Source organism: Amycolatopsis balhimycina FH 1894 (assembly GCF_000384295.1).
Lineage (GTDB): Bacteria > Actinomycetota > Actinomycetes > Mycobacteriales > Pseudonocardiaceae > Amycolatopsis > Amycolatopsis balhimycina.
This window is the reverse complement of sequence record NZ_KB913037.1, coordinates 9,979,532-9,999,357: the sequence shown is the minus strand read 5'-3', so window position 1 is coordinate 9,999,357 and position 19,826 is coordinate 9,979,532. Positions and strand designations below refer to the sequence as shown.

Here is a 19,826-nt window from a genome sequence, read left to right as displayed (position 1 = left end):
GGACTGAAGATCACCCCTTCTTCGCCCGGCTCGGCGCGACGCGCGGCGGCTCGTTCGGCATCTTCGGGTAGACCGGTGGCCACGGCGCGTCCATCAGCCCGTTCGCCATGTCCGCTTCGGACATCTCGAGCAGCGGCTCGATCGACTGCGGCCGATCCCCCGCCCCGGCCCACGGATCGCCCCGCTCGGCGACCCGGGCGGGCACCGTGCTCACCGTGAGCGTGTCGGGTTCGACCGTGTCCAGCTCGGCCCAGGCGATCGGAGTGGACACCTGACCGCCGACGCGCGGCCGCACGCACCAGGTGCCGAACACGGTCTTGTGCGGCGCGTTCTGGTTGAAGTCGACGAACACGCGCGAGCCGCGCTCCTCCTTCCACCACTGGGCGGTGATCTTCGCCGGGTGACGGCGTTCCAGCGCCCGGGCCAGCGCGACCGCGGCGGCCCGCACCTGGAAGCTGTCCCACCGCGGTTCGAGCATCACGTACAGGTGCAGGCCCCGCGAACCGGACGTCTTCAGGTGGCCCTCGATCCCGTGCTCGGCCAGGAACTCCCGGGTCAGCACCGCGGCCTCGCGCAGCTCGTCGAAGCCGATCCCGGGCGACGGGTCGAGGTCGACGCGCAGCTCGTCGGTCACCTCGGGCGCGTCGGCGAGGTAGGGCCAGACGTGGAAGCCGAGGCAGCCCAGGTTGACCGCCCAGAGGATGTGGGCGAGGTCCTTCGCGACCAGCGCGTCGCTCGTCGTGCCGTTCGGTGTCGAGACGACCGTGGTGGTCAGCCACTCCGGCGCGCCCTTCGGGACGCGCTTCTGGAACCAGTTCTTGCCGCCGGCGCCGTCCGGATAGCGCTCCAGCAGCAGCGGGCGCCCGCCGAGCCGCGCCAGCAGCGGCCCGCTGATCGCCCGGTAGTACTCGACGAGGTCGAGCTTGGTCTCGCCGCGTTCCGGGAAGTAGACCTTGTCCGGGCTGCTGATCTTGACCTCGACGCCGTCGACGTCGAGCAGCACCGCCGCGCTCATCGCGCCTCCCCGAACAGCTTCGCGAGCTCGGCGGGCGGCGCCTCGTCGAGCTGGGCGTACGTGCAGGACCCCGGCGTGCGGTCGGGCCGGAACCGGACCAGCCGCCCGCCGTGCCGGAAGCGCCCGCCCTCCAGGTGCTCGTAGCGGACCTCCGCCACCCACTCCGGCCGGAGTGGCTCCCACGACAGGTCCTTCTGCGGCGCCCAGCGGCTCATCGCGCCGGGCTTCCGAGCCGGGTCCGGTTCGTACTCGGCCCAAGTACGCCAAGGATGGCCTTCGAGCGCGTTTTCCCGCAGCGGCGCCAGCTCTTCGACCAGCTCGCCGCGCCGCGCCTTCGTGAAACTGCTCGCGACGCCGACGTGGTGGAGCACGCCGTCGTCGTCGAACAGGCCCAGCAGCAGCGAACCGACGCCGGCGCCGTCCTTGTGCCAGCGGAAGCCGGCGACGACGCAGTCCGCGGTGCGCTCGTGCTTGACCTTCCACATCACGCGCTTGTCCTGCTCGTACGGCTCGTCGGCGGGCTTGGCCATCACGCCGTCGAAGCCCGCGCCCTCGAACCGGGTGAACCAGTCCTCGGCCTGCGCCGGGTCGTCGCTCAGCGGGGTCAGGTGGACGCGCTGCAGCCCGTGCGCCGCGGTGCTCAGGATGCCTTCGAGCCGCTTGCGCCGCTCGCGGAACGGCTCGCCGGTGAGGTCGGTGTCGCCGAGGGCGAGCAGGTCGAAGGCGACGAAGCTGGCCGGCGTCTCCTCCGCCAGCTTGCGCACGCGCGACGCCGCCGGGTGCAGCCGCAGCTGCAGCGCCCCGAAGTCGAGCCCGGCGGGGGTGACCAGCACGATCTCGCCGTCCACGACGCAGCGGGGCGGCAGCGCGGCGGCCAGCAGCTCCACCAGCTCCGGGAAGTAGCGGGTCAGCGGGCGGTCGTTGCGGGAGCCGAGCTCGATCTCGTCGCCGTCGCGGAACACCACGCAGCGGAAGCCGTCCCACTTCGGCTCGTACAGCAGCCCCGGTGCACGAGGTACGTCGTGCACCGCTTTCGCGAGCATCGGCCGCACGGGCGGCATGACGGGCAAGTCCACCGCGCGAGCTTAAAACACGGGTACGACATTCTTTGGCGAAAGACACAGCCGGGCGTGATACACACTCCCTTGTGACCACCGAACGTCCTGAACCGCCCCTGACCGGCGGCGAGCGCGAAATGCTGCGCACCTTCCTCGACTTCCACCGCGCCACCCTCGCCATGAAGTGCGACGGGCTGTCCGACGAGGACCTCCGCCGAGCTTCGAGCCCGCCGTCGACGCTGTCCCTGCTCGGCCTGGTCCGGCACATGGCCGAGGTCGAGCGCACCTGGTTCCGGCGGGTGATCAACGCCGAAGACGTCCCGCTGGTGTGGTCGGACGAAGTCGACTACCAGGCCGCCTACGACGCGAGCTCGTCGACGCGTTCGGAAGCCTTCGCGGCGTGGGAGGCCGAGGTCGGGCAGTCCCGCAAGATCGAAGAGGCGGCCGAGTCCCTCGACGTCACCGGGCACCAGGCGCGCTGGGGCGAGGACGTCTCGCTGCGGCTGGTGATGCTGCACATGATCCACGAGTACGCCCGCCACAACGGCCACGCGGACTTCCTGCGCGAGGCCATCGACGGCGTCACGGGAGCCTGATGGACCTGCTCGCCTGGTTGCGCGACGCCGACCCGGCCCTGCGCTGGCAGGTGGAGCGCGACCTGGCGGGCGAGCCGGCCGGGGTCTGGGAGGCGACGCGGGCCCGGGTTGCCACCGAAGGGTTCGGCGCGCGGCTGCTCGCGCGCCAGGATCCCGACGGCCGGTGGGCCGGCGGGGCGTTCTTCCCGGCCGGCTTCCGTGGTGACGAGCCGCAGCCCTGGACGGCGACGACGTGGTCACTGAACGCCCTGCGCGAGTGGGGGCTCGACGCCGCCGTGCTCGACGGCACGGCCGGGCTGCTCGCCCGGAGCTGCCGCTGGGAGTACGACGACCTGCCCTACTGGGACGGCGAAGCCGACTGCTGCATCAACGCCTGGACCCTGGCCAACGGGGTGTGGCTCGGCGCGGACGTCACCGGCATCGCCGAGTGGTTCGTCGCGCACCAGCTGCCCGACGGCGGCTGGAACTGCGAGTGGGTCGACGGCTCGACGCGCTCGTCGGTCCACTCGACGCTCAACTCGCTCAAGGGCCTTCTCGCGCACGAGAAGGCGACGGGCGGGACTTCGGCTTCACGTGCGGCTCGCCAAGCAGGTGAGGAGTACCTGCTGGAGCGCCGGCTGTTCCGCCGCCGTTCCACCGGCGAGCCGATCGCGCCGTGGGTGCGCGAGTTCGGCTACCCGTTCCGCTGGCGCTACGACGTGCTCAACGCCGCTTCGTACTTCCGCGACGCCGACCGGCCGGACGAGCGGATGGCCGAGGCGATCGCCCTGATCCGCGAAGCCCGCCAGCCGGACGGGACGTGGCTCCAGCGGCGGACGGACGCCGGCCGGGTGTGGTTCGCGGTGGACGTCCCGGCCGGGCAGCCGTCGAAGTGGCTGACGTTGTTCGCCACCCGGGTCCTGGCCTGGTGGGACGCCCGTTAAAGCTCGGCCAGCAGGAGGCCACTGCGCGGCTTCGGCGTGAAGTAGGTGGCCTTCCGCGGCATCCGGCGCCCCGCCGCGTGCACCGCGAGGACGTCGGAATACCGCACCGGCGCCAGCATCACGACGGCGTCCGCGTCCGGCGGGAGCGGCCGCCCCGCCGGGAGCGGGCGGACGCACGGCCCGTCGGGGTCCAGGCCGAGCGCGTCGGCGAAGAGGACCCGTTCGACGACCTCGTGGTCGATCACCGGCCACGGCCCGCCGGATTCCGGCAGCGGTATCCGCAGCAGGGCCGCGCCGGCGCGCACGACGGCCTCGCCGGGGACCGGGACGGCGTGCTCGTCGTACCGGACGTCCAGCCCGGCCGCGCACCAGCGCGACACCAGGTCTTCCGGGCCGAGGCCGGTGCCGGTCAGGACCCGGTGGATGGCGCCGATCCGCAGCCGCGGACCCGCGGTGACCAGGGCCAGCAGTGCGCTGTGCCCGGCCGCCGCGGCCGCGGCCACCCGGTGGTTGCCGTCGGCGACCAGCAGGTCCGCGCCGGCGACCGCGGCCAGCAGCCGGCTCTGCAGCGGCCCGGCGGGCACCAGCCACAGGTCGTGGCGGCGGCCCGCCGCGTCCGAAGTGGACAGATCGGGCAGGCCGAGTGCGGCGCAGGCCTGCTCCACCTGCTCGGTCAGCGGCTCGCCGCCGGCCGCCGGGACGAGCATCGCCGCGCTGGTCGCGCAGCCGAGCCCGGCGAGCACCGCGGCCCGTTCGGCCACGACGTCGGGGTAGACGTCCTCGGTGTGGCGGACCCGCGCGGCGCCGTCGTCGGTCACCGCCGCCGGGTCGACCAGGCAGAGCAGGCCCAGCGCCACGCCGTCCGGCCCTTCGACCCGGTAGGGCGCGACGACTTCGCGCACCGGCCGGTAGAACCGCTTGCGGAGCCGTTCGAGCACGGCACGGGCGACCGGGACGGCGGCGGCCAGGTCGAGCCCGCGGGCCAGGGCCGCGGGCGTGCGGGCGGGGTGCTGCACCGCCAGCAGGCTGTCCGCGGCACCGGGCGCGGCCAGCGCGGCGATCACCCGGTCGGGCTCGGCGAACTCGTCGACGTCGGGGCCGGGGACCACGTCGCGGACCACCCAGCCCCGCCCGATCGGCCGGATCCAGTCGTTCATCCTCACCATCTTGCGCGATAGGCGACCGCGACGGGAATTCGCCGGGAGGCGGAATGCTTAGGGCGGCAAAGCAGTTGACTCCGGTCATGACCTCCCCGAGCAGCACGCCACCGATGCCGGCTCCCACCGCGACCAGGGGAGTCGGCTTCCGGTCCGACCGCGGCCCGGTCCTGATCGCGGTCATGCTCAGCACCGGGCTGGTGGCGCTCGACAGCACGATCATCGCGACCGCCGTCCCGTCGGTGGTGCGCGACCTCGGCGGGTTTTCGCAGTTCCCGTGGCTGTTCTCGATCTACCTGCTCACCCAGGCGGTCACCGTGCCGCTCTACGGCAAGTTCGCCGACGTGCTCGGCCGCCGCCCGGTGATGTTCTTCGGGATTGCGGCCTTCCTGGTCGGCTCGGTGCTGTGCGGTGCCGCGTGGAGCATGCCGGTGCTGATCGCCGCCCGCGCGGTCCAGGGCATCGGGGCCGGGGCGATCCAGCCGATGTCGATGACGGTGATCGGCGACCTCTACACGGTGGAGGAACGGGCCAAGGTGCAGGGTTACGTGGCCGGCGTCTGGGCCGCGGCTTCGGTGGTCGGCCCGACGCTCGGCGGGGTGTTCGCGGAGTACCTGGACTGGCGGTGGATCTTCTTCGTCAACCTGCCGCTCGGCGCGATCGCCGCGCTGATGCTGTTCCGCAACTTCGCCGAGCGGGTGGAGCGCAAGCGGCACCAGGTCGACTACCTGGGCGCGGCGCTGCTCACCCTCGGCTGCTCATTGGTGATCCTGGGGCTGCTCGAAGGCGGCGTCGCGTGGGGCTGGGGTTCGCTGCCGAGCGTGGCGATCTTCGTCGCGGGCGCGGCCATGCTGGTGGCGTTCGTGCTGGTGGAGAAGCGCGCGGCCGAGCCGGTGCTGCCGCTGTGGGTGTTCACCCGCCGGGTGCTGGTGGGCGGCAACCTGGTGGCGGTGGTGGTGGGCGCGATCCTGATGGGCCTGACGTCGTACCTGCCGACGTACGCCCAGGGCGTGCTCGGCTCGGGCGCGCTGGTGGCGGGGTTCGCCGTGGCCGCGCTGACGGTCGGCTGGCCGGTCTCGGCGTCCCTGTCGGGCAAGATCTACCTGCGCATCGGCTTCCGCGACACGGCACTGATCGGCAGCGTGTTCATCATCGCGGGCGGCGTCCTGGTGGCGCTGCTCAGCCCCGGTTCGTCGATCTGGGCGGCGGCGCTCGCGGCGTTCGTCCTCGGGCTGGGCCTGGGCCTGGCGGCGAGCCCGACCCTGGTGGCGATCCAGTCGGTGGTCGGCTGGGACCGCCGCGGCGTGGTGACGGCGACGAACCTCTTCAGCCGTTCCCTCGGCAGCGCGGTCGGCGCGGCGGTCTTCGGCGCGATTGCCAACGCGACGCTGGCGTCGCGGTTCGCGAACCCGCCGGCGGAGGTGGCGGGGCATTTGCCGCCGTCGGTGGACGCGACGAGCTTGGTGCTGGGCGGCCACACCGACAATTCCCCGGTGACGACGTTCGTGCGGGGCGCGTTGGCGGACGCGACGCACTACGTCTTCCTCGGGCTCCTGGCGGTCGCGGTGCTGTCGGTGGGTGCGCTGCTGCTGATGCCGAGGAAGACCGCGCGGCTGGAGTTCTAGTTCTGCAGCGGCACCAGTTCCGCCTGGAACTTCTCGAGAAACCCGTCGAAATCCCCGTGCCCGGGCCGGATCACGAACTTCGACAGCCCGGCTTCGATGTGCTGCTCCACCAGCCGCCGCGCCTCGGCCCAGCTCGTCGCCACGAGGTCTTCGACCGGCACTCCGGGACGCCGGCGGGCCGCCACGGCAGCCAGTTCGTCCGGGATCCCCTTGTCCGCCACCGCCAGGCTGAGCCCGAAGTGGTCCTCCTCGATCTCGCGGCCGGCCTCCGCCGCGGCGTCCTGGATGGCGATGCGGGCCTCACGTGCTTCGGACGGCGTGTGGAAGCTGCCCAGCCAGCCGTCCGCGAGACGGCCCGCGCGGCGCAGGGCCGCGGGGGCCGTTCCGCCCAGCCAGACGTCGAGGCGCTTAGCGGGACGCGGTCCCAGCGAAACTCCGGAAACCCGGAAGAACTCGCCGTCAAAGGACACCTCGTCCTCCTCCAGCAGCCGTCGCAGGAGGGTCAAGGATTCGTCGAAGACCGCCGCGCGGCGACCCGGCGGTACCGGGAACAGGTCCAGTTCCGCCGCGCGGGCCGGGCGGAGGCCGAACACCGGCAGCACCCGCTTCGGCGCGAGGCCGGCCTGCGTGCGCAGCTGCTTGGCCACCAGCACCGGGTGCCGCCCGGGCAGGATCGCGACGCCGGTGCCGACCTTCAGCGCGTGCGTCCGCGCCAGCGCGTGGGCCATGCCGATCATCGGGTCGACTTCGGGTGAGTGGACCAGCTCGGACAGCCACAGCGAGTCGACGCCCGCCTGCTCCAGCCGCTGTGCCAGCCCGGCGAACTCCGCCGGCCCGGTCCCCGGCGCCGGTGCGACGCCCAGCCTGATCTTCAGCACGGTTCCTCCCGGGACGCTTTCCCAGGGGAACGCGCCGGGCGGCCAGGAATTCCTCAGGCGGTCGCGTCGATGACCCGGGTCAGCACGGCGTGGAGCGCTTCCAGCTCGGAGACCTCCATGCCGAGCGTCTCGACCACCTTGTACGGGATCTTCTCCGCCTCCGCCCGCAGTGCCCGGCCGGCTTCGGTCAGCTCGACCGTCAGCTGCCGTTCGTCCGACCGGCTCCGGCTGCGCGTGACGTACCCGAGCGCTTCCAGCCGCTTCAGCAGCGGCGAGAGCGTCGCCGGATCGTGGCGCAGTGTCACGCCGAGATCCTTCACCGACCGGGGCGAACGCTCCCACAGCGCGAGCATCACCAGGTACTGCGGATGCGTCAGGCCGTACGGCTCGAGCAGCGGCCGGTAGATCGCGATCACGCTGCGCGAAGCCACCGACAGCGCGAAGCACACTTGCCGGTCCAGCTTCAGGGGGTCTTCACCCAGGTCGATCATGTGGCCGATCCTCCTGTGTCGTCGATCGCGCTAATGGTTAGTGTACTAAGTATTAATGTACTCTCGAAGTCATGGAACGACCTGGAGTGCTTCGCTGGATCGGCTACGCCGTCGGTGTGCGGCTTCCCGTGCGCTACAACGAGTGGGCCCGGTACGACGCGACGTCGAAGCACTGGCGCGCCCGGTACGTGCTCCAGCGGTCGGTCGGCATCGTGCCGCTGTGCGCCGTCTGGCTGCTGATGCCCGGCCCGATCTCACTGCGGCTTTTGGCGGTCCTCATGGCCGCGCTCGTCGCGTACTTCTACTCCTGCGCGTACATGGAGGAGAGCGTCGAGCACCGGCTCGGCCGGCAGGGCTTCCCCCACAACACCGGACGCCGTCTCCGCGCCGAGGCCGCCGAAGCCGCCAACGCCGAGGTGACCGCCCGCTACCTCGCGCGCTACCGGACCCCGTCGGAGGGTTAGCTGTCGGAGGGTTGGCTACAGTCGGGGGACGATGAGACGCAAGCTCCGGCCGCCGATCCCGCCGCGCCACGGGCTGGACCCCGCCCGGCTGAAACTGCCCGACGGCGAGTGGCCCACCCTGCTGGCGCACCTCGTCGACCGGCTGCCGCGCGTCGCACCGGATCGCATCGAGGAGATGCTGCGCGAGGAGCGCATCCACGGCGCCGACGGCCCGCTCGGCGTCGACACACCGTACGCGCCCGGCTCGTTCATCTGGTTCCACCGCGACCTGCCGGACGAGGTGCCGGTGCCGTTCGCGATCGACGTCGTGCACCGCGACGAGCACCTGCTGGTCGTCGACAAGCCGCACTTCCTGGCGACGATCCCGCGTGGGCAGCACGTCCTCGAGACGACGCTCGTGCGGCTGCGCCGCGACCTCGACCTGCCGCGCCTGTCCCCCGCGCACCGGCTCGACCGCGTCACCGCCGGGCTGGTGATGTTCGTGATCACGCCGGAGCTGCGCGGGAAGTACCAGACGCTGTTCCGCGACCGCAAGGTGCACAAGGAGTACGAAGCGATCGCCCCGTACGACCCGGCGCTCGCGCTCCCGCGGACCGTCCGGAGCCGGATCGTCAAGGACCGCGGAGTCCTGGCCGCCCGGGAAGTGCCCGGCGAACCGAACGCCGAGACCTACGTCGACCTGCTGGAGCACCGCGACGGGCTGGGGCGCTACCGGCTGGTGCCGTCGACCGGCCGGACGCACCAGCTGCGCGTGCACCTGAGCGGCCTCGGCATCCCGATCCTCGGCGACGACTTCTACCCGGTGCTGCGCGAGAAGCCCCTCGGCGACTTCACGAAACCGTTGCAGCTGCTTGCGAAGGTCCTCGACTTCGACGACCCGCTGACCGGGGCCCACCGCCGGTTCGCCAGCGGGCTGAAGCTGTCCGCCTGGGACGATCCGGAAGCCTGGGCGGTGCCCCCGGCGTGAACCGGGGGCACCGCCGCGGCGTCACTTGTGCCAGAACCTGATCCCGCTCCACTCCACCGTGATCGGCCCCTTGCCGCTCGCCGTGCGGTAGCTGCCGAACTTGTCGTAGTAGCTGCCGCCCGGACTGGACACCGAGTCCTTCTGCGAGCCGTTGATGTACACCTTGTGCGTGCTGCCCACCTGGTTGATCGTGTTGACCCGGACGCTCGTGCCCACGGTCGCGCCGGTGGCGATCGTCTCCCCGCCGTGCACGGCGTAGAGGCGGCCGCCCTTCTCCACCGCCAGCAGGAAGAACGGCCCGGCACTCGAGCCGTCCCGGAACGTCTGCTTCAGGCTGATCCGGGAGCCGCCCATGCTGGTGATCTTGAAGGAGCCCTCGAACTGGTGGGTGCCGCCGGTGTAGGTGGTGTAGCGGCGTTCCGCGCGCTGGTCACCGCTGCCGGTGGAGCAGGTGAGCTTGAAGGTCAGCCCCGAGATGTTGCCGCATCCCCGCTGCTGTTCCGAGTAGCCTGGCGAGTCCGAGATCCACGGACCCGTTCCGACCTGGGCGCCGGCGACCGGGGTGAAGACCGCCAGCCCCGTCACGACCGCCGCGAGCACGCCCGCACCGCGAAGTCTGCGCACCGTCAACCTCCTGTGTCACTCGAGGCGGCGGTAGCCGGAGGTCCAGACCTTTGTCCGACGTGAGAGTGACTGTACGAGCCCGGACGGCCACGGACAAGACCCACCTTCCACCGAGGCAGTGCGTCGGAAGTTTTCCGCGCGGCGGGTGTCGAATCCGGCGGCCCCCGTTCGACAGACTCTCGAAGGCAGATCACGATCCCCCGAGGAGCACCGCATGCGCACCCTGATCTCCACCTCGTTCGTCTCGCTCGACGGCGTCGTCGAAGCCCCCGGCGGCGAGCCGGGCTACCGGAACGCGGGCTGGACCTTCAAGGACGTCGAGTTCGAGCCGGCCGCCTACGAGATCAAGGGCACCGAGCAGGAGGAAGCCACGGCGCTGCTGCTGGGCCGGGTGAGCTACGAGGCGTTCGCGCCGGTCTGGCCGGGCATGACCGTGGAGTTCGCCGGCTACAACGCGATGCCGAAGTACGTCGTGTCGACCACCCTCGACGAGAAGGACCTGGTGGACAACTGGGGCGAGACCACCATCCTGCGCTCCCTGGACGACGTCGCCGCGCTCAAGGAGACCGAGGGCGGGCCGATCATCGTCAACGGCAGCGCCACCCTGAACCGCGCCCTGGCCGACGCCGGCCTGATCGACCGCTACCACCTGCTGGTCTTCCCCGTCCTGCTCGGCGCGGGCAAGCGGCTGTTCAGCGAGACCGACAAGGACAAGCAGCGCCTGAAGCTCGTCGAGAGCGAGTCCTACGGCAACGGGATCCAGAAGCTCGTCTACGACGTCGTGCGCTGACCGGTGCCGGGGCCGGGGCCGGGGCCGGCCGACTTGCAGAGTCTCGTGTAGAACATCTGTTCGAGCATCGTGTACGGTCGGACCCATGACGACCCCAGCGCTGCAGGCATCGCTGTTCGGCGAGTCCGGCCCCGTCACGCTGCACGCGCTGGCACCGCGCCGGACCGAGCTCGGCTCCGGCGCGTGGGTCGACGTGCAGCCCGGCTGGCTCGACGGCGCCGGCGAGGTGTTCACCGACCTCGTCACCGGCGTCCCGTGGCAGGCGGAGCGGCGCCGGATGTACGACCGGCTGGTCGACGTCCCCCGGCTGCTCTGCTTCTACGGCGAAGCGGAACCGCTCCCCCACCCCGTGCTGGCCGAGGCACGCGCCGCGCTGAGCGCGCACTACGCCGGAGAGCTCGGTGAGCCGTTCCGCACCGCGGGCCTGTGCTACTACCGCGACGGCCGCGACAGCGTCGCGTGGCACGGCGACACGATCGGCCGTGGCAGCACCGAAGACACGATGGTCGCGATCCTCTCGGTCGGCGCGGCACGCCAGCTGGCGCTGCGCCCGCGTGGCGGCGGCGAGTCCTGCCGCTACGCGCTCGGCCACGGCGACCTCATCGTGATGGGCGGCTCGTGCCAGCGCACGTGGGAACACGCCGTCCCCAAGACGAACCGGGCGGCCGGACCGCGGATCAGCATCCAGTTCCGGCCCCGCGGCGTCCGCTGAGCAGTCCACAATGGAGGGACGAGAACCCCCGTACGATGGCGGGGTGCACACTCTCGCCGAACCGCCGCTGTTCACCCGTCTGCGGCCCGCGCGCCGCGTGCTCGTCGCCGGCGCGGGCGGCGGGTTCGACGTCTACGCCGGGATCCCGCTGGCGGCGGCCCTGCGCGCGCAGGGCAAGGAGGTGCACCTGGCGAACCTGGCGTTCAGCGACCTGAACCGGCTCGACCTCGACGACTGGGCCGCCCCCGGCGTCGCCCGGGTGCGGCCCGGCAGCGCGGGCGACGACGCGTACTTCCCGGAGCGCACCCTCGCGCGGTGGCTGGAAGGCCAAGGGTGGCCGCCGGCCGTGCACGCCTTCCCCCGCACCGGCGTCCGGCCGCTGCGCGAAGCGTACGAGAACCTCGTCGCGCACCTCGCCGTCGACACCGTCGTGCTCGTCGACGGCGGCACCGACATCCTGCTGCGCGGGGACGAGTCCGGGCTCGGCACGCCCGAAGAGGACATGGCCAGCCTCGCCGCGGTGGCCGCGCTCGAGGGGGTGGACCGCTTGGTCGTCAGCCTCGGCTTCGGCATCGACGCCTTCCACGGCGTCTGCCACGCGCACGTGCTGGAGAACCTCGCCGCCCTCGACCGCGCGGGTGGGTACCTGGGCGCGCTGTCGATCCCGTCGGCCTCCCCGGAGGCGGCGGCCTACCTCGACGCCGTCGCGGACGCGCAGCGGGCGACCCCGGACCGGCCGAGCATCGTCCAGGGGCAGATCGCCGCCGCGCTGCGGGGCGAGTTCGGGGACGTGCACGGCACCACGCGCACCGCGGGCAGCGAACTGTTCGTGAACCCGCTGATGGGGGTCTACTTCGCCGCGGACCTGGCGATCCTGGCCGCCGGAGTCGGCTACCTCGGCGAGCTCGCCGACACGGAGTCGGCGATGGACGTCGCCCTGGTCATCGAGGCGCACCGGGACCGCGTCGGGCGCCGGCCGTGGCGGCACATCCCGCACTGACCTCCTCAGTCGACCAGGACCGGCAGCGCGTCGAGGCCGTACACGATGGACACCTTGCGGAAGGAGAGCTCGTCCTCCGGCACCGCGAGCCGCAGGTTCGGGAAGCGGCGGACGAGCGCCGGGTACGCCGTGCGCAGCTCCATCCGGGCCAGCTCGGCGCCGATGCAGCGGTGGATGCCGTAGCTGAACGCCAGGTGCGACGTCGGCTCGCGGGCGGCGTCGAACTTCTCCATGTCCGGCCCCAGTTTCGGGTCCCGGTCCGCGGCCGACAGCGAGACCAGCACGATGTCGCCCTCGGCGATGTGCACGCCGCCGATCTCCATGTCCTGCTTGGCGAACCGCGGGAACGCCATCTGCACCACGGTCAGGTAGCGCAGCAGCTCCTCGACGAAGCGGTGCACGGACTCGTCGTCGCCGCGGACGGCTTCGACCGCCTTCTCGTCGCGTAGCAGCACCAGCGCGCCGAGCGCGAGCATGCTCGCCGTGGTCTCCAGGCCGCCGGTGAGCACGCCGTCGGCCAGGCCGGCCAGCTCACGGTCGTCGATCTCGTCGCCGTGTTCCTTGATCAGCATGCCGAGCAGGCCGTCGCCGGGCGCTTCGCGCTGCTTCTTGACGATGTCGAGCAGGTAGGTCAGCGATTCCGACATCGCGCCCAGCGAAGCGCCCGCGCCCCCGAAGAGGTCGAAGCGCGCGGTGCTGAGGCGCTGGAAGTCCTCGCGGTCCTCATAGGACACGCCGAGCAGCTCGCAGATGGTCAGCGACGGGATCGGCAGCGCGAACGCCTGCCAGAGGTCGACCGGGCCGTCGGCCGCGACCATCGCGTCGAGCTGTCCGGCGACGATCTCGTCGATGCGCGGCGCCAGCCGGTTGAGCCGGCGCATGGTGAACTCGGGGGTGAGCAGCTTCCGCAGCCGCGTGTGCACCGGCGGGTCCGCGAAGCCGAGGCCACCCGGGTTCTGGTCGGCGGTCACGCCGGCGCTGCCCACGAGGTTGGTGAAGTCGCTCGAGAACTCCGTCACCTTGCCGAGCACGGCCTTCGCCTCGTCGTACCCGGTGACCAGCCAGGCGTTCATCCCGAACGGCAGGTCGAGCTTGCCGATGGGCTCGGCAGCCCGGCGCGCGCCGATCTCGGCGACCGGGTCGAGGCCGTCCCGCTTCAGCGGGACCAGCGCCGAGTCGGGCAGGAAGGACGACATCTTTTCGAGGTCGAAGCCCTTTTTCGTCTGCCGGGCGAGGTACCGCTTGCCCACCCAGCCCAGGACTCGTGAGCGGAGACTCCCCATGGATCCGACAGTACCGCACTAGCCCGATCGGGTGATCGGCGGCGAGACGGGGTTCACGCCGGCTTGCGGGCCAGCACGTAGGCCTGCGGCGTCTTCTCGTACACCGACTGTGCGGGTTCACGGACCAGCCGGGCCTCGACCACCAGGCCGGCGGCGGTGCACAGCCCGGCGACGAAGTCCGGTTGCAGCCGGTACGCGTCCAGGGCGACGTCGTGGCCGTAGCCGTTGGTGATGCGGCGGTGCTCGTCGCCGACCGGGAACGCCGTCAGCAGCCGCCCGCCGGGCGCAAGCACGCGCGCCAGCTCCGCCACTACCGCCGGCAGCCGCTCCGGCGGCGTGTGGATCAGCGAGTACCAAGCCAGCGCGCCCGCCAGGCTGCCGTCGGCCAGGTCGAGGGCGGCCAGCGAGCCGACCTCGAACCGCAGTCCGGGATGCGCCCGGCGGGCCGCGTCGACCATGCCGGGCGAGAGGTCCACGCCGAACACGTCCAGCCCGAGCGAGGCCAGGTGTCCCGTCAGCCGCCCCGGGCCGCACCCGAGGTCGGCGACCGGGCCGGTCCCGCCGACCAGCTCGGCGAAGGTGCCCAGCACCGCCCGGTCCCATGGGGTGTCGTCCAGCAGGTCCCGCAGCTCTTCGGCGTACGAATCGGCGACGGTGTCGTAGGCGGTCCGGGTCTCGGTCACGAAGGTGGGTTCGGTCACGGGCCGGACCCTATCCGCGGCCACCGACAATTCGGTTCTCGGTGATCAGCCCGTGCTCGCTGGCGGCGTAGTGGAAGTACGGCCGGCCAGTCTTGGGGTCACTGCCGTTCGGGCCGGTGTAAAGCGTCTTAGACCGGCCGTCGGCTTCGGTGTTGACGCCGTTGGTGCGGGCCAGGACACCGGAGGAGCTGAGCCACTCCCGCGACGCGCGGGACGGCCGCCAGTTCCGGCCGTCGCCGGTGAAGTCGCCGAGGATCTTGGTCATCTCGGCCGAGCCGGAGATCCGCAGGTTCTGGTCGTCGGTGATGTTCGCGGTGGCGTCCGTGGTCAGCGGGTAGGACCAGGTGTGCCGGTCCGCCGACCGCACCCGGCCGTCCACAGTGGACACCGAAGACTGCTGCCCGGCGTCCGCCTGCACGACGTGCTGGGTGAAGCCGCCGCCGGTGACGTCGTCGCTGTTGCGGTAGTCGCGGGTGCGCTCGACGCGCGTGAAGACGCGGCCGGCGGAGGTGTCGACGTAGCCGGCGGTGACGTCGTGGCGTTTCGCGGTGACCGTCACGTTCACGCCGCCGTCGATGTCCTTTGTGGTCGTCCGGCGCTCGGGTGCGGCGGCGACGTCGTCCTGGGTCAGCGCCCCGGACGTCCGCGCGGCGGTTTTGTCGGTGTAGAGCAGTAGGGTCGGGACGACGGTGAATTCGCCGCCGATGTCCGGGAAGGAGAAGGAGATGTCGTGAGTCCCGCCGTCGACGAGACGGCCCGCGAACGGCGTGACGTCGTAGGTTTCGGCGTGCAGGCTGAAGGTGTCGATGGCCACGATCGGCCGCCACAGCTGCGGCACGATCCCGCCGGAGTAGATGTGCGGGAACGTGAACGCGCTGCCGGCCGGAGCCCCGTCGATCGCGAAGTTCGCCTCGCGGTAGGGGCCCTTCCCGCAGAGCCCGGCAGCCGGGTACTTCGCGGCCACTTCGTCGGGGACGTCGTCGAACCACTGTTCGTCGCAGGCGTGCCCTTCGAGCGTGACCTCGAGGTAGGCGCGGGTGATGTTGCGCGGCAGGTCCTTCGCGGTGAAGTGCACGGTGGGCGCCGCGGGGGTCGCGTCGGCGTGCCCGAACCCGGCGACATGGTCCGGGCTGACGGCCGCCGGGTGCTTCCGGTCGGCCTGGTAGTAGGTGAGCGTCACGGTCTGGGCGTAGACGCCGGTGTAGACCGCGGAGTTGTAGTTCTCGATGCCGCCGTGAAAGGGCTGCGGCGCGCGCAGCAGCGCGGCGTACGGCGTGAGGTCCTTGTCGAAGTGGTACGTGATCGGGCGCTTGCCCTCGCCGCTGGGCTCTTCGGTGGTGCCCCACCAGACTTCGGTGCCGCCGATCCGCAGGTCGCCGATCCGGTCGTACTGACGCCCGCTGACGGTCACGCTCTGGTCCATGACGACCTTCGCCCACGGGCCGGGGCACGCCTTCGGCGGCGTGAGCGTGCCTTCGTAGTACTGCGGGCTGCCGTCGGCGGCGTTGGAGCGGAAGGCGTCGGCGAGCGTGACGGTGCAGTGCGGGGTGTCCGGCCGCGTCACCGCGGGCGCGGCGGTCACGGGGTCGTCGGTGTCCCCTTCCACGATCGGCGAAGCCGACGCGACCGCCCCGGAGAGCACCCACGTCAGCACCAGCGACAGGACGATCGTGAAGATCCGCACCCGGACTCCTCCCAGCGGCAGGCACACCCGCCTCGGAGCCTAGCGGCGTGATCGTCCGACTAACGGCGGTAATCCGGGTCCGATCCATTCCTGAAACGTTTCAGATCGTGATAGGCTCGCGCCTTCTCAGGTGAGGGGGCGCTTTGGTCGGCATCAAGGACGTCGCGAAGCGGGCCGGCGTCTCGATCGGCACGGTGTCCAATGTGGTCAACCGGCCGCACGTGGTCGCGGTGGCCACCCGGACCCGGGTGCTGTCGGTGATCGAGGAGCTGGGCTACGTCCGCGACGAGTCGGCCCGGCAGCTGCGCGCGGGCCGCAGCCGCGTCCTGGGGTTGCTGGTGCTCGATCTCGGCAACCCGTTCTTCGTCGACGTCGCCCGCGGTGCCGAGCAGGCCGCGCACGCCGAGGGGCTCAACGTCATCACCGGCAACAGCGGCCAGCGGTCCGACCTGGAGGCGTCGTACCTGGCGATGTTCGCCGAGCAGCGGGTCCGCGGGGTGCTGCTGAGCCCGGTCGCGACGTCCGGTGAAGCCCTGCGCGCGTTCCGCCGCAGCGGCACGCCGTACGTCTTCGTCGACCGCAAGGCGCCGGCGTCGGAGGCGAGCTCGGTGTCGGTGGACGACGTCGCGGGCGGTGCCCTCGCGGCCCGGCACCTGCGGGAAACCGGCCACGACCGGATCGCGTTCGTCAACGGCCCGGCCGTCCTCGCCCAGTGCCGCGACCGCGAGCAGGGCGTCCGCATGGCGCTCGCGGGATCGTCGGTGGAACTGACGGTCCTCGAGGCGACGAACCTGGACGTCGCCTCCGGCCGCGACGCGGGCGCCCGCCTGCTGGGCACGAGCCCCCGCCCGACGGCGGTGTTCTGCGCGAACGACCTGCTCGCGCTGGGGGTGCTGCAGGCGATGGTCGGCGCCGGCGTCCGGGTACCGGAGGAGATGGCGATCGTCGGCTACGACGACATCGAGTTCGCGGCCGCGGAGCTCCTCCTGGCGGAGACGGCGGACACGACGGTGGAGCACCAGGCCGTGGTGTTCACCCCGGAACTGGTCGTCCGCGAATCGACCCGCGTGCGCCGCTGACGCGGCGCCGTGGCCGCTGTAGCGATTCCCCTGTCCGCCACGACTGCTACGGCGTGACCACCCGGGACGCCCCGCAATCGCACGAGCAAGCGCGAGCACTCGTCCGCCTGCCCCGTATTGCACTCGAAGGAGCGACACGGCACAGGCCACGGGACACGCGGCGCTCCCTTATGGTGAGGCACCTGAGGCGGACCGGCGGACCTGTCCGCACGGGCCCCGCGACCACGCGGCGCCACCGTCAACCGCCTCCGCACCACGCCGACCGCGCTCGACCCACCGGAGCACCGCCACCCGATGCCGGAACACCCTCCACACCTCCCGAGCCAGGTGCTCGCGCTTTTGCACGTGCACCCGGACGGGTATCCGCGCCACCCAGACAACACATCTCCCGCCGGCCGTCCGCCCGGGCGTGTGAACGAAGTGAAGGCGGCCGAGTGAGCGCGACACTCGACGAGATGCGCAGCGTGATTGCGTCCACTCGGCCCAACAGTGCACGATTTGTGCCCGATATTGCCGTGTGCCGCGCAATGACGGTGTCACGAATGGCCGAACCGCGAATTTCCGGTGCGACAGCCATAAGATACGCTCAGCCATTAGCATTCTTGCCAAGAGTGCCCACAGCAGGGCAAGGTATGGTGGGATGCTGCAGGTCGTCGCACGGCGTAGAGTCACTCGGCGGGGAGCGAGCGGATGTGCGCTGAGACAGAGCCAACCGGACAGGTGGCACCAGCCAATCCCCGTGCTCCACGGAACAGGCCGAACCGAGCAATGCGACCGTACAGCCTCGGCGACACACCTCAGCAGCTTCCGCCCCCACCACCGGTTTTCGTGAATCGATCACGCGAGTTGACGACAATTTCGGACAAGGTGGGCGCCACTCGCGACGGCCGCGCGACCGTCATCGTGCTCAGCGGCCTCGGCGGCGTCGGAAAGACGGCCGCGGTTCTGCGGTGGGCACACCGGCATCTGGACCGCTTCACCGAAGGGCAGCTGTACGTCGACCTCAAGGAGTACCGCCGCTCAGGCGGTGTCGAGCTCACCGAGGTGCTGGGCGGGTTTCTGCGCGTCCTCGGTGTGCGGGAAGACTACATACCGGCACCGTTCCCCGAACGCGCGGCGATGTTCAGATCCCGCACCATGACCAAACGCCTGCTGGTCGTGGTGGAGAACGCCGACCAGGCTGCCCAGGTTCGCCCCCTGATCCCCGGTTCCGCCGACAGCGTGGTCCTGGTGACGAGCCGGCGCAAGCTGGGCGGCCTGATCACCGAGGGCGCCGAATTCATCGATGTCTCACCCCTGGACGTTTCCGACAGCGAGATCCTGCTCGGCCGGATGCTTCGCGGTCATTGCGAGCCGAACGAACGCGGCGTGACCGATCTGGCGGAACTGTGCGGCGGCCTGCCCCTGGCACTCTGCGTCGCCGGAGCCCAGCTGGCGCAGCGGAAGCAGTGGTCCATACCACATCTCGTGCGCTACCTGACCGACGACCGCCTGCGGCTGACCCGGCTTTCCCCCGACGGCGAGGACGGAGTCCGATTGATGTTCGACGCCGCGTACGGCGAATTGCCCGACGCCGCCAAGCGAACGTACCGGCTATTGGGACTGCATCCGGGTTCTCAGTTCGCCCTCGCCACCGCGGCCGCGATCGTCGCGGTCCCGGCCGCGGACGCGGACGAGCTCATCGGCGTTCTCCTCACGTCGAACCTCTTGGAGGAACTGGGCGACGACCGCTACCGGTTCCACGATCTCGTCCACCTTCACGCACGGGCCGTGGCCGGCCGGGACGAAACCGCCCCGGCACGTGAAGAAGCGGTGAAGCGATTGATCGCCTGGTACGCACGAGCGGCAGCGCTGGCGGATCGCGCCGTCATGGGTGCGGCGCGCTGGCGGGTGGCGGACTTCGCGGACAGCCCGGACGATCCGGATTTCGACAAGGCTTCGGCGATGACGTGGTTCTCGACCGAGCAATCGAACCTGCTCGCGGTCGTCCACGAATCGTGGCACCACGAGCTGTTCGCCACGGTTTGGCAGCTGTGCGAGTCCTTGTGGGCCTTCTACTACAACATGAAGGTCTACTCGGATTGGCTCGAAACACATCGGCTCGGCGTGGCCGCGGCGGTCAGATGCGGCAATGACATAGCCCAGGCCCGCATGAGAAATCAGTTCGCCAGAGCCTACATCGAACTACGGGATTTCGAATCCGCTGACGAACAGCTTTCCCGCGGTATCGAAGCGGCCTCCGACGACATGCGATCCGAGGCGGTGATCCTGGAATCACGCGGACTGCTGTACCGGGAACTCAAGCGTTATGACGAATCCGAGGAAAGCCTCAAGCGGGCCAGGGAGCTGAACCGGCGGCTGGGCAGTGAACGAGGCGTCGCGATCCAGAGCTACCAGCTCGGAGACGTGCTCGTCCGGGCAGGCCGGATCGACGAGGGGCTCCGCGTTCTCGCCGAAGCCATGGAAATCGCGGAAGGGATTCACGACGACCTTTCCGCCGCGAAGGCGCGGATCGCGCTCGGCAACGCCTATCACCACGTGCACCGGCTCGCGGACGCGAGGTCGGTCCTCGACTCCGCGGTGCGGACCACGCGGGACCACCAGCAACCGGTCAAGGAAGCGCAAGCACTCGAGGTTCTGGTCAAAGTGGCGCAACAGGGCAACGACCGGGTGTTGCTGCACGACTCCGCGGCGCGTCTCGTCCAGCTCTACGAAGCGGCGGGGAGCCCGCTGGTCGCCGTGGCCAAGGGACTGCTCGCCGACGAAAGCATTTGACAAT

At 71.1% G+C, this 19,826-nt stretch carries 19 protein-coding genes; 10 read left to right on the top strand and 9 right to left on the bottom strand.

What is annotated here, in order from left to right; genetic code table 11:
• Positions 1-10: 10 nt before the first annotated feature.
• Both ligD and A3CE_RS0146100 read right to left on the bottom strand, forming a co-directional pair.
• Positions 11-1,015, bottom strand: a complete 1,005-nt coding sequence (gene ligD, locus A3CE_RS0146105) for a non-homologous end-joining DNA ligase (protein WP_020646910.1) — start codon at positions 1,013-1,015, stop codon at positions 11-13.
• Entirely contained in the window at positions 1,012-2,091 is a 1,080-nt protein-coding gene (locus A3CE_RS0146100; RefSeq protein ID WP_185839769.1) for an ATP-dependent DNA ligase, read from the bottom strand. Before A3CE_RS0146100 ends, ligD begins: the two co-directional genes overlap by 4 nt.
• 71 nt (positions 2,092-2,162) lie before the next feature.
• Between A3CE_RS0146100 and A3CE_RS0146095 the strand changes: the two genes are divergently transcribed.
• Together A3CE_RS0146095 and A3CE_RS0146090 are read left to right on the top strand one after the other, a co-directional pair.
• The gene (locus A3CE_RS0146095; protein ID WP_020646908.1) at positions 2,163-2,669 is read left to right on the top strand and encodes a DinB family protein; all 507 of its coding nucleotides are present in this window, start codon (positions 2,163-2,165) and stop codon (positions 2,667-2,669) included.
• Positions 2,669-3,592: a prenyltransferase/squalene oxidase repeat-containing protein gene (locus tag A3CE_RS0146090; protein ID WP_020646907.1), complete on the top strand. Its 924-nt coding sequence runs from the start codon at positions 2,669-2,671 to the stop codon at positions 3,590-3,592. The genes A3CE_RS0146095 and A3CE_RS0146090 overlap by 1 nt, the downstream gene beginning before the upstream one ends.
• On the opposite strand, the gene A3CE_RS0146085 is transcribed toward A3CE_RS0146090, so the two are convergent.
• Positions 3,589-4,749, bottom strand: coding sequence for a DUF1015 family protein (locus A3CE_RS0146085; protein ID WP_020646906.1), 1,161 nt, complete (start codon positions 4,747-4,749; stop codon positions 3,589-3,591). The genes A3CE_RS0146090 and A3CE_RS0146085 overlap by 4 nt on opposite strands.
• Before the next feature lie 113 nt (positions 4,750-4,862).
• On the opposite strand from A3CE_RS0146085, the gene A3CE_RS0146080 reads away from it, so the two are divergent.
• Entirely contained in the window at positions 4,863-6,374 is a 1,512-nt protein-coding gene (locus A3CE_RS0146080) for an MDR family MFS transporter (protein WP_026469514.1), read from the top strand.
• On the opposite strand, the gene A3CE_RS0146075 is transcribed toward A3CE_RS0146080, so the two are convergent.
• On the bottom strand, positions 6,371-7,252 hold the full coding sequence (locus tag A3CE_RS0146075; RefSeq protein ID WP_020646904.1) for a TIGR03854 family LLM class F420-dependent oxidoreductase: 882 nt from the start codon (positions 7,250-7,252) through the stop codon (positions 6,371-6,373). The two genes, A3CE_RS0146080 and A3CE_RS0146075, sit on opposite strands and share 4 nt — an antisense overlap.
• Positions 7,253-7,305: 53 nt before the next feature.
• The gene (locus tag A3CE_RS0146070) at positions 7,306-7,743 is read right to left on the bottom strand and encodes a MarR family winged helix-turn-helix transcriptional regulator (protein ID WP_020646903.1); all 438 of its coding nucleotides are present in this window, start codon (positions 7,741-7,743) and stop codon (positions 7,306-7,308) included.
• Positions 7,744-7,829: 86 nt separating this feature from the next.
• Here A3CE_RS0146070 and A3CE_RS0146065 point away from each other — a divergent pair, with 86 nt between their 5' ends.
• Together A3CE_RS0146065 and A3CE_RS0146060 are read left to right on the top strand one after the other, a co-directional pair.
• Positions 7,830-8,207, top strand: a complete 378-nt coding sequence (locus tag A3CE_RS0146065) for a DUF5313 domain-containing protein (protein ID WP_020646902.1) — start codon at positions 7,830-7,832, stop codon at positions 8,205-8,207.
• Positions 8,208-8,238: 31 nt separating this feature from the next.
• On the top strand, positions 8,239-9,174 hold the full coding sequence (locus A3CE_RS0146060) for an RluA family pseudouridine synthase (protein WP_020646901.1): 936 nt from the start codon (positions 8,239-8,241) through the stop codon (positions 9,172-9,174).
• Between the two features lie 21 nt (positions 9,175-9,195).
• On the opposite strand, the gene A3CE_RS0146055 is transcribed toward A3CE_RS0146060, so the two are convergent.
• Positions 9,196-9,774: a hypothetical protein gene (locus A3CE_RS0146055; protein WP_020646900.1), complete on the bottom strand. Its 579-nt coding sequence runs from the start codon at positions 9,772-9,774 to the stop codon at positions 9,196-9,198.
• Between the two features lie 238 nt (positions 9,775-10,012).
• Here A3CE_RS0146055 and A3CE_RS0146050 point away from each other — a divergent pair, with 238 nt between their 5' ends.
• The 3 genes from A3CE_RS0146050 to A3CE_RS0146040 all read left to right on the top strand — a co-directional run bounded on the left by A3CE_RS0146050 (position 10,013) and on the right by A3CE_RS0146040 (position 12,300).
• Positions 10,013-10,588, top strand: coding sequence for a dihydrofolate reductase family protein (locus tag A3CE_RS0146050; protein ID WP_020646899.1), 576 nt, complete (start codon positions 10,013-10,015; stop codon positions 10,586-10,588).
• Between the two features lie 85 nt (positions 10,589-10,673).
• Positions 10,674-11,300 (top strand): alpha-ketoglutarate-dependent dioxygenase AlkB, encoded by a 627-nt coding sequence (locus A3CE_RS0146045; RefSeq protein WP_020646898.1) that lies wholly within the window; start codon positions 10,674-10,676, stop codon positions 11,298-11,300.
• A 43-nt stretch (positions 11,301-11,343) separates the two neighbouring features.
• On the top strand, positions 11,344-12,300 hold the full coding sequence (locus A3CE_RS0146040) for a DUF1152 domain-containing protein (protein WP_020646897.1): 957 nt from the start codon (positions 11,344-11,346) through the stop codon (positions 12,298-12,300).
• 5 nt (positions 12,301-12,305) lie between these two features.
• On the opposite strand, the gene A3CE_RS0146035 is transcribed toward A3CE_RS0146040, so the two are convergent.
• From A3CE_RS0146035 to A3CE_RS0146025, 3 genes are read right to left on the bottom strand one after another with little or no spacing between them, the layout of a single operon-like run.
• Positions 12,306-13,583: a cytochrome P450 gene (locus tag A3CE_RS0146035; protein WP_026469512.1), complete on the bottom strand. Its 1,278-nt coding sequence runs from the start codon at positions 13,581-13,583 to the stop codon at positions 12,306-12,308.
• A gap of 53 nt (positions 13,584-13,636) precedes the next feature.
• Complete coding sequence (locus tag A3CE_RS0146030) at positions 13,637-14,284, bottom strand: class I SAM-dependent DNA methyltransferase (protein ID WP_020646895.1); 648 nt, start codon at positions 14,282-14,284, stop codon at positions 13,637-13,639.
• Positions 14,285-14,294: 10 nt separating this feature from the next.
• Complete coding sequence (locus tag A3CE_RS0146025) at positions 14,295-15,968, bottom strand: peptide-N4-asparagine amidase (RefSeq protein WP_020646894.1); 1,674 nt, start codon at positions 15,966-15,968, stop codon at positions 14,295-14,297.
• Positions 15,969-16,111: 143 nt separating this feature from the next.
• On the opposite strand from A3CE_RS0146025, the gene A3CE_RS0146020 reads away from it, so the two are divergent.
• Positions 16,112-17,047: a LacI family DNA-binding transcriptional regulator gene (locus A3CE_RS0146020; protein ID WP_020646893.1), complete on the top strand. Its 936-nt coding sequence runs from the start codon at positions 16,112-16,114 to the stop codon at positions 17,045-17,047.
• Positions 17,048-17,875: 828 nt separating this feature from the next.
• On the top strand, positions 17,876-19,822 hold the full coding sequence (locus A3CE_RS52880; RefSeq protein ID WP_211231880.1) for a tetratricopeptide repeat protein: 1,947 nt from the start codon (positions 17,876-17,878) through the stop codon (positions 19,820-19,822).
• Positions 19,823-19,826: the final 4 nt, after the last annotated feature.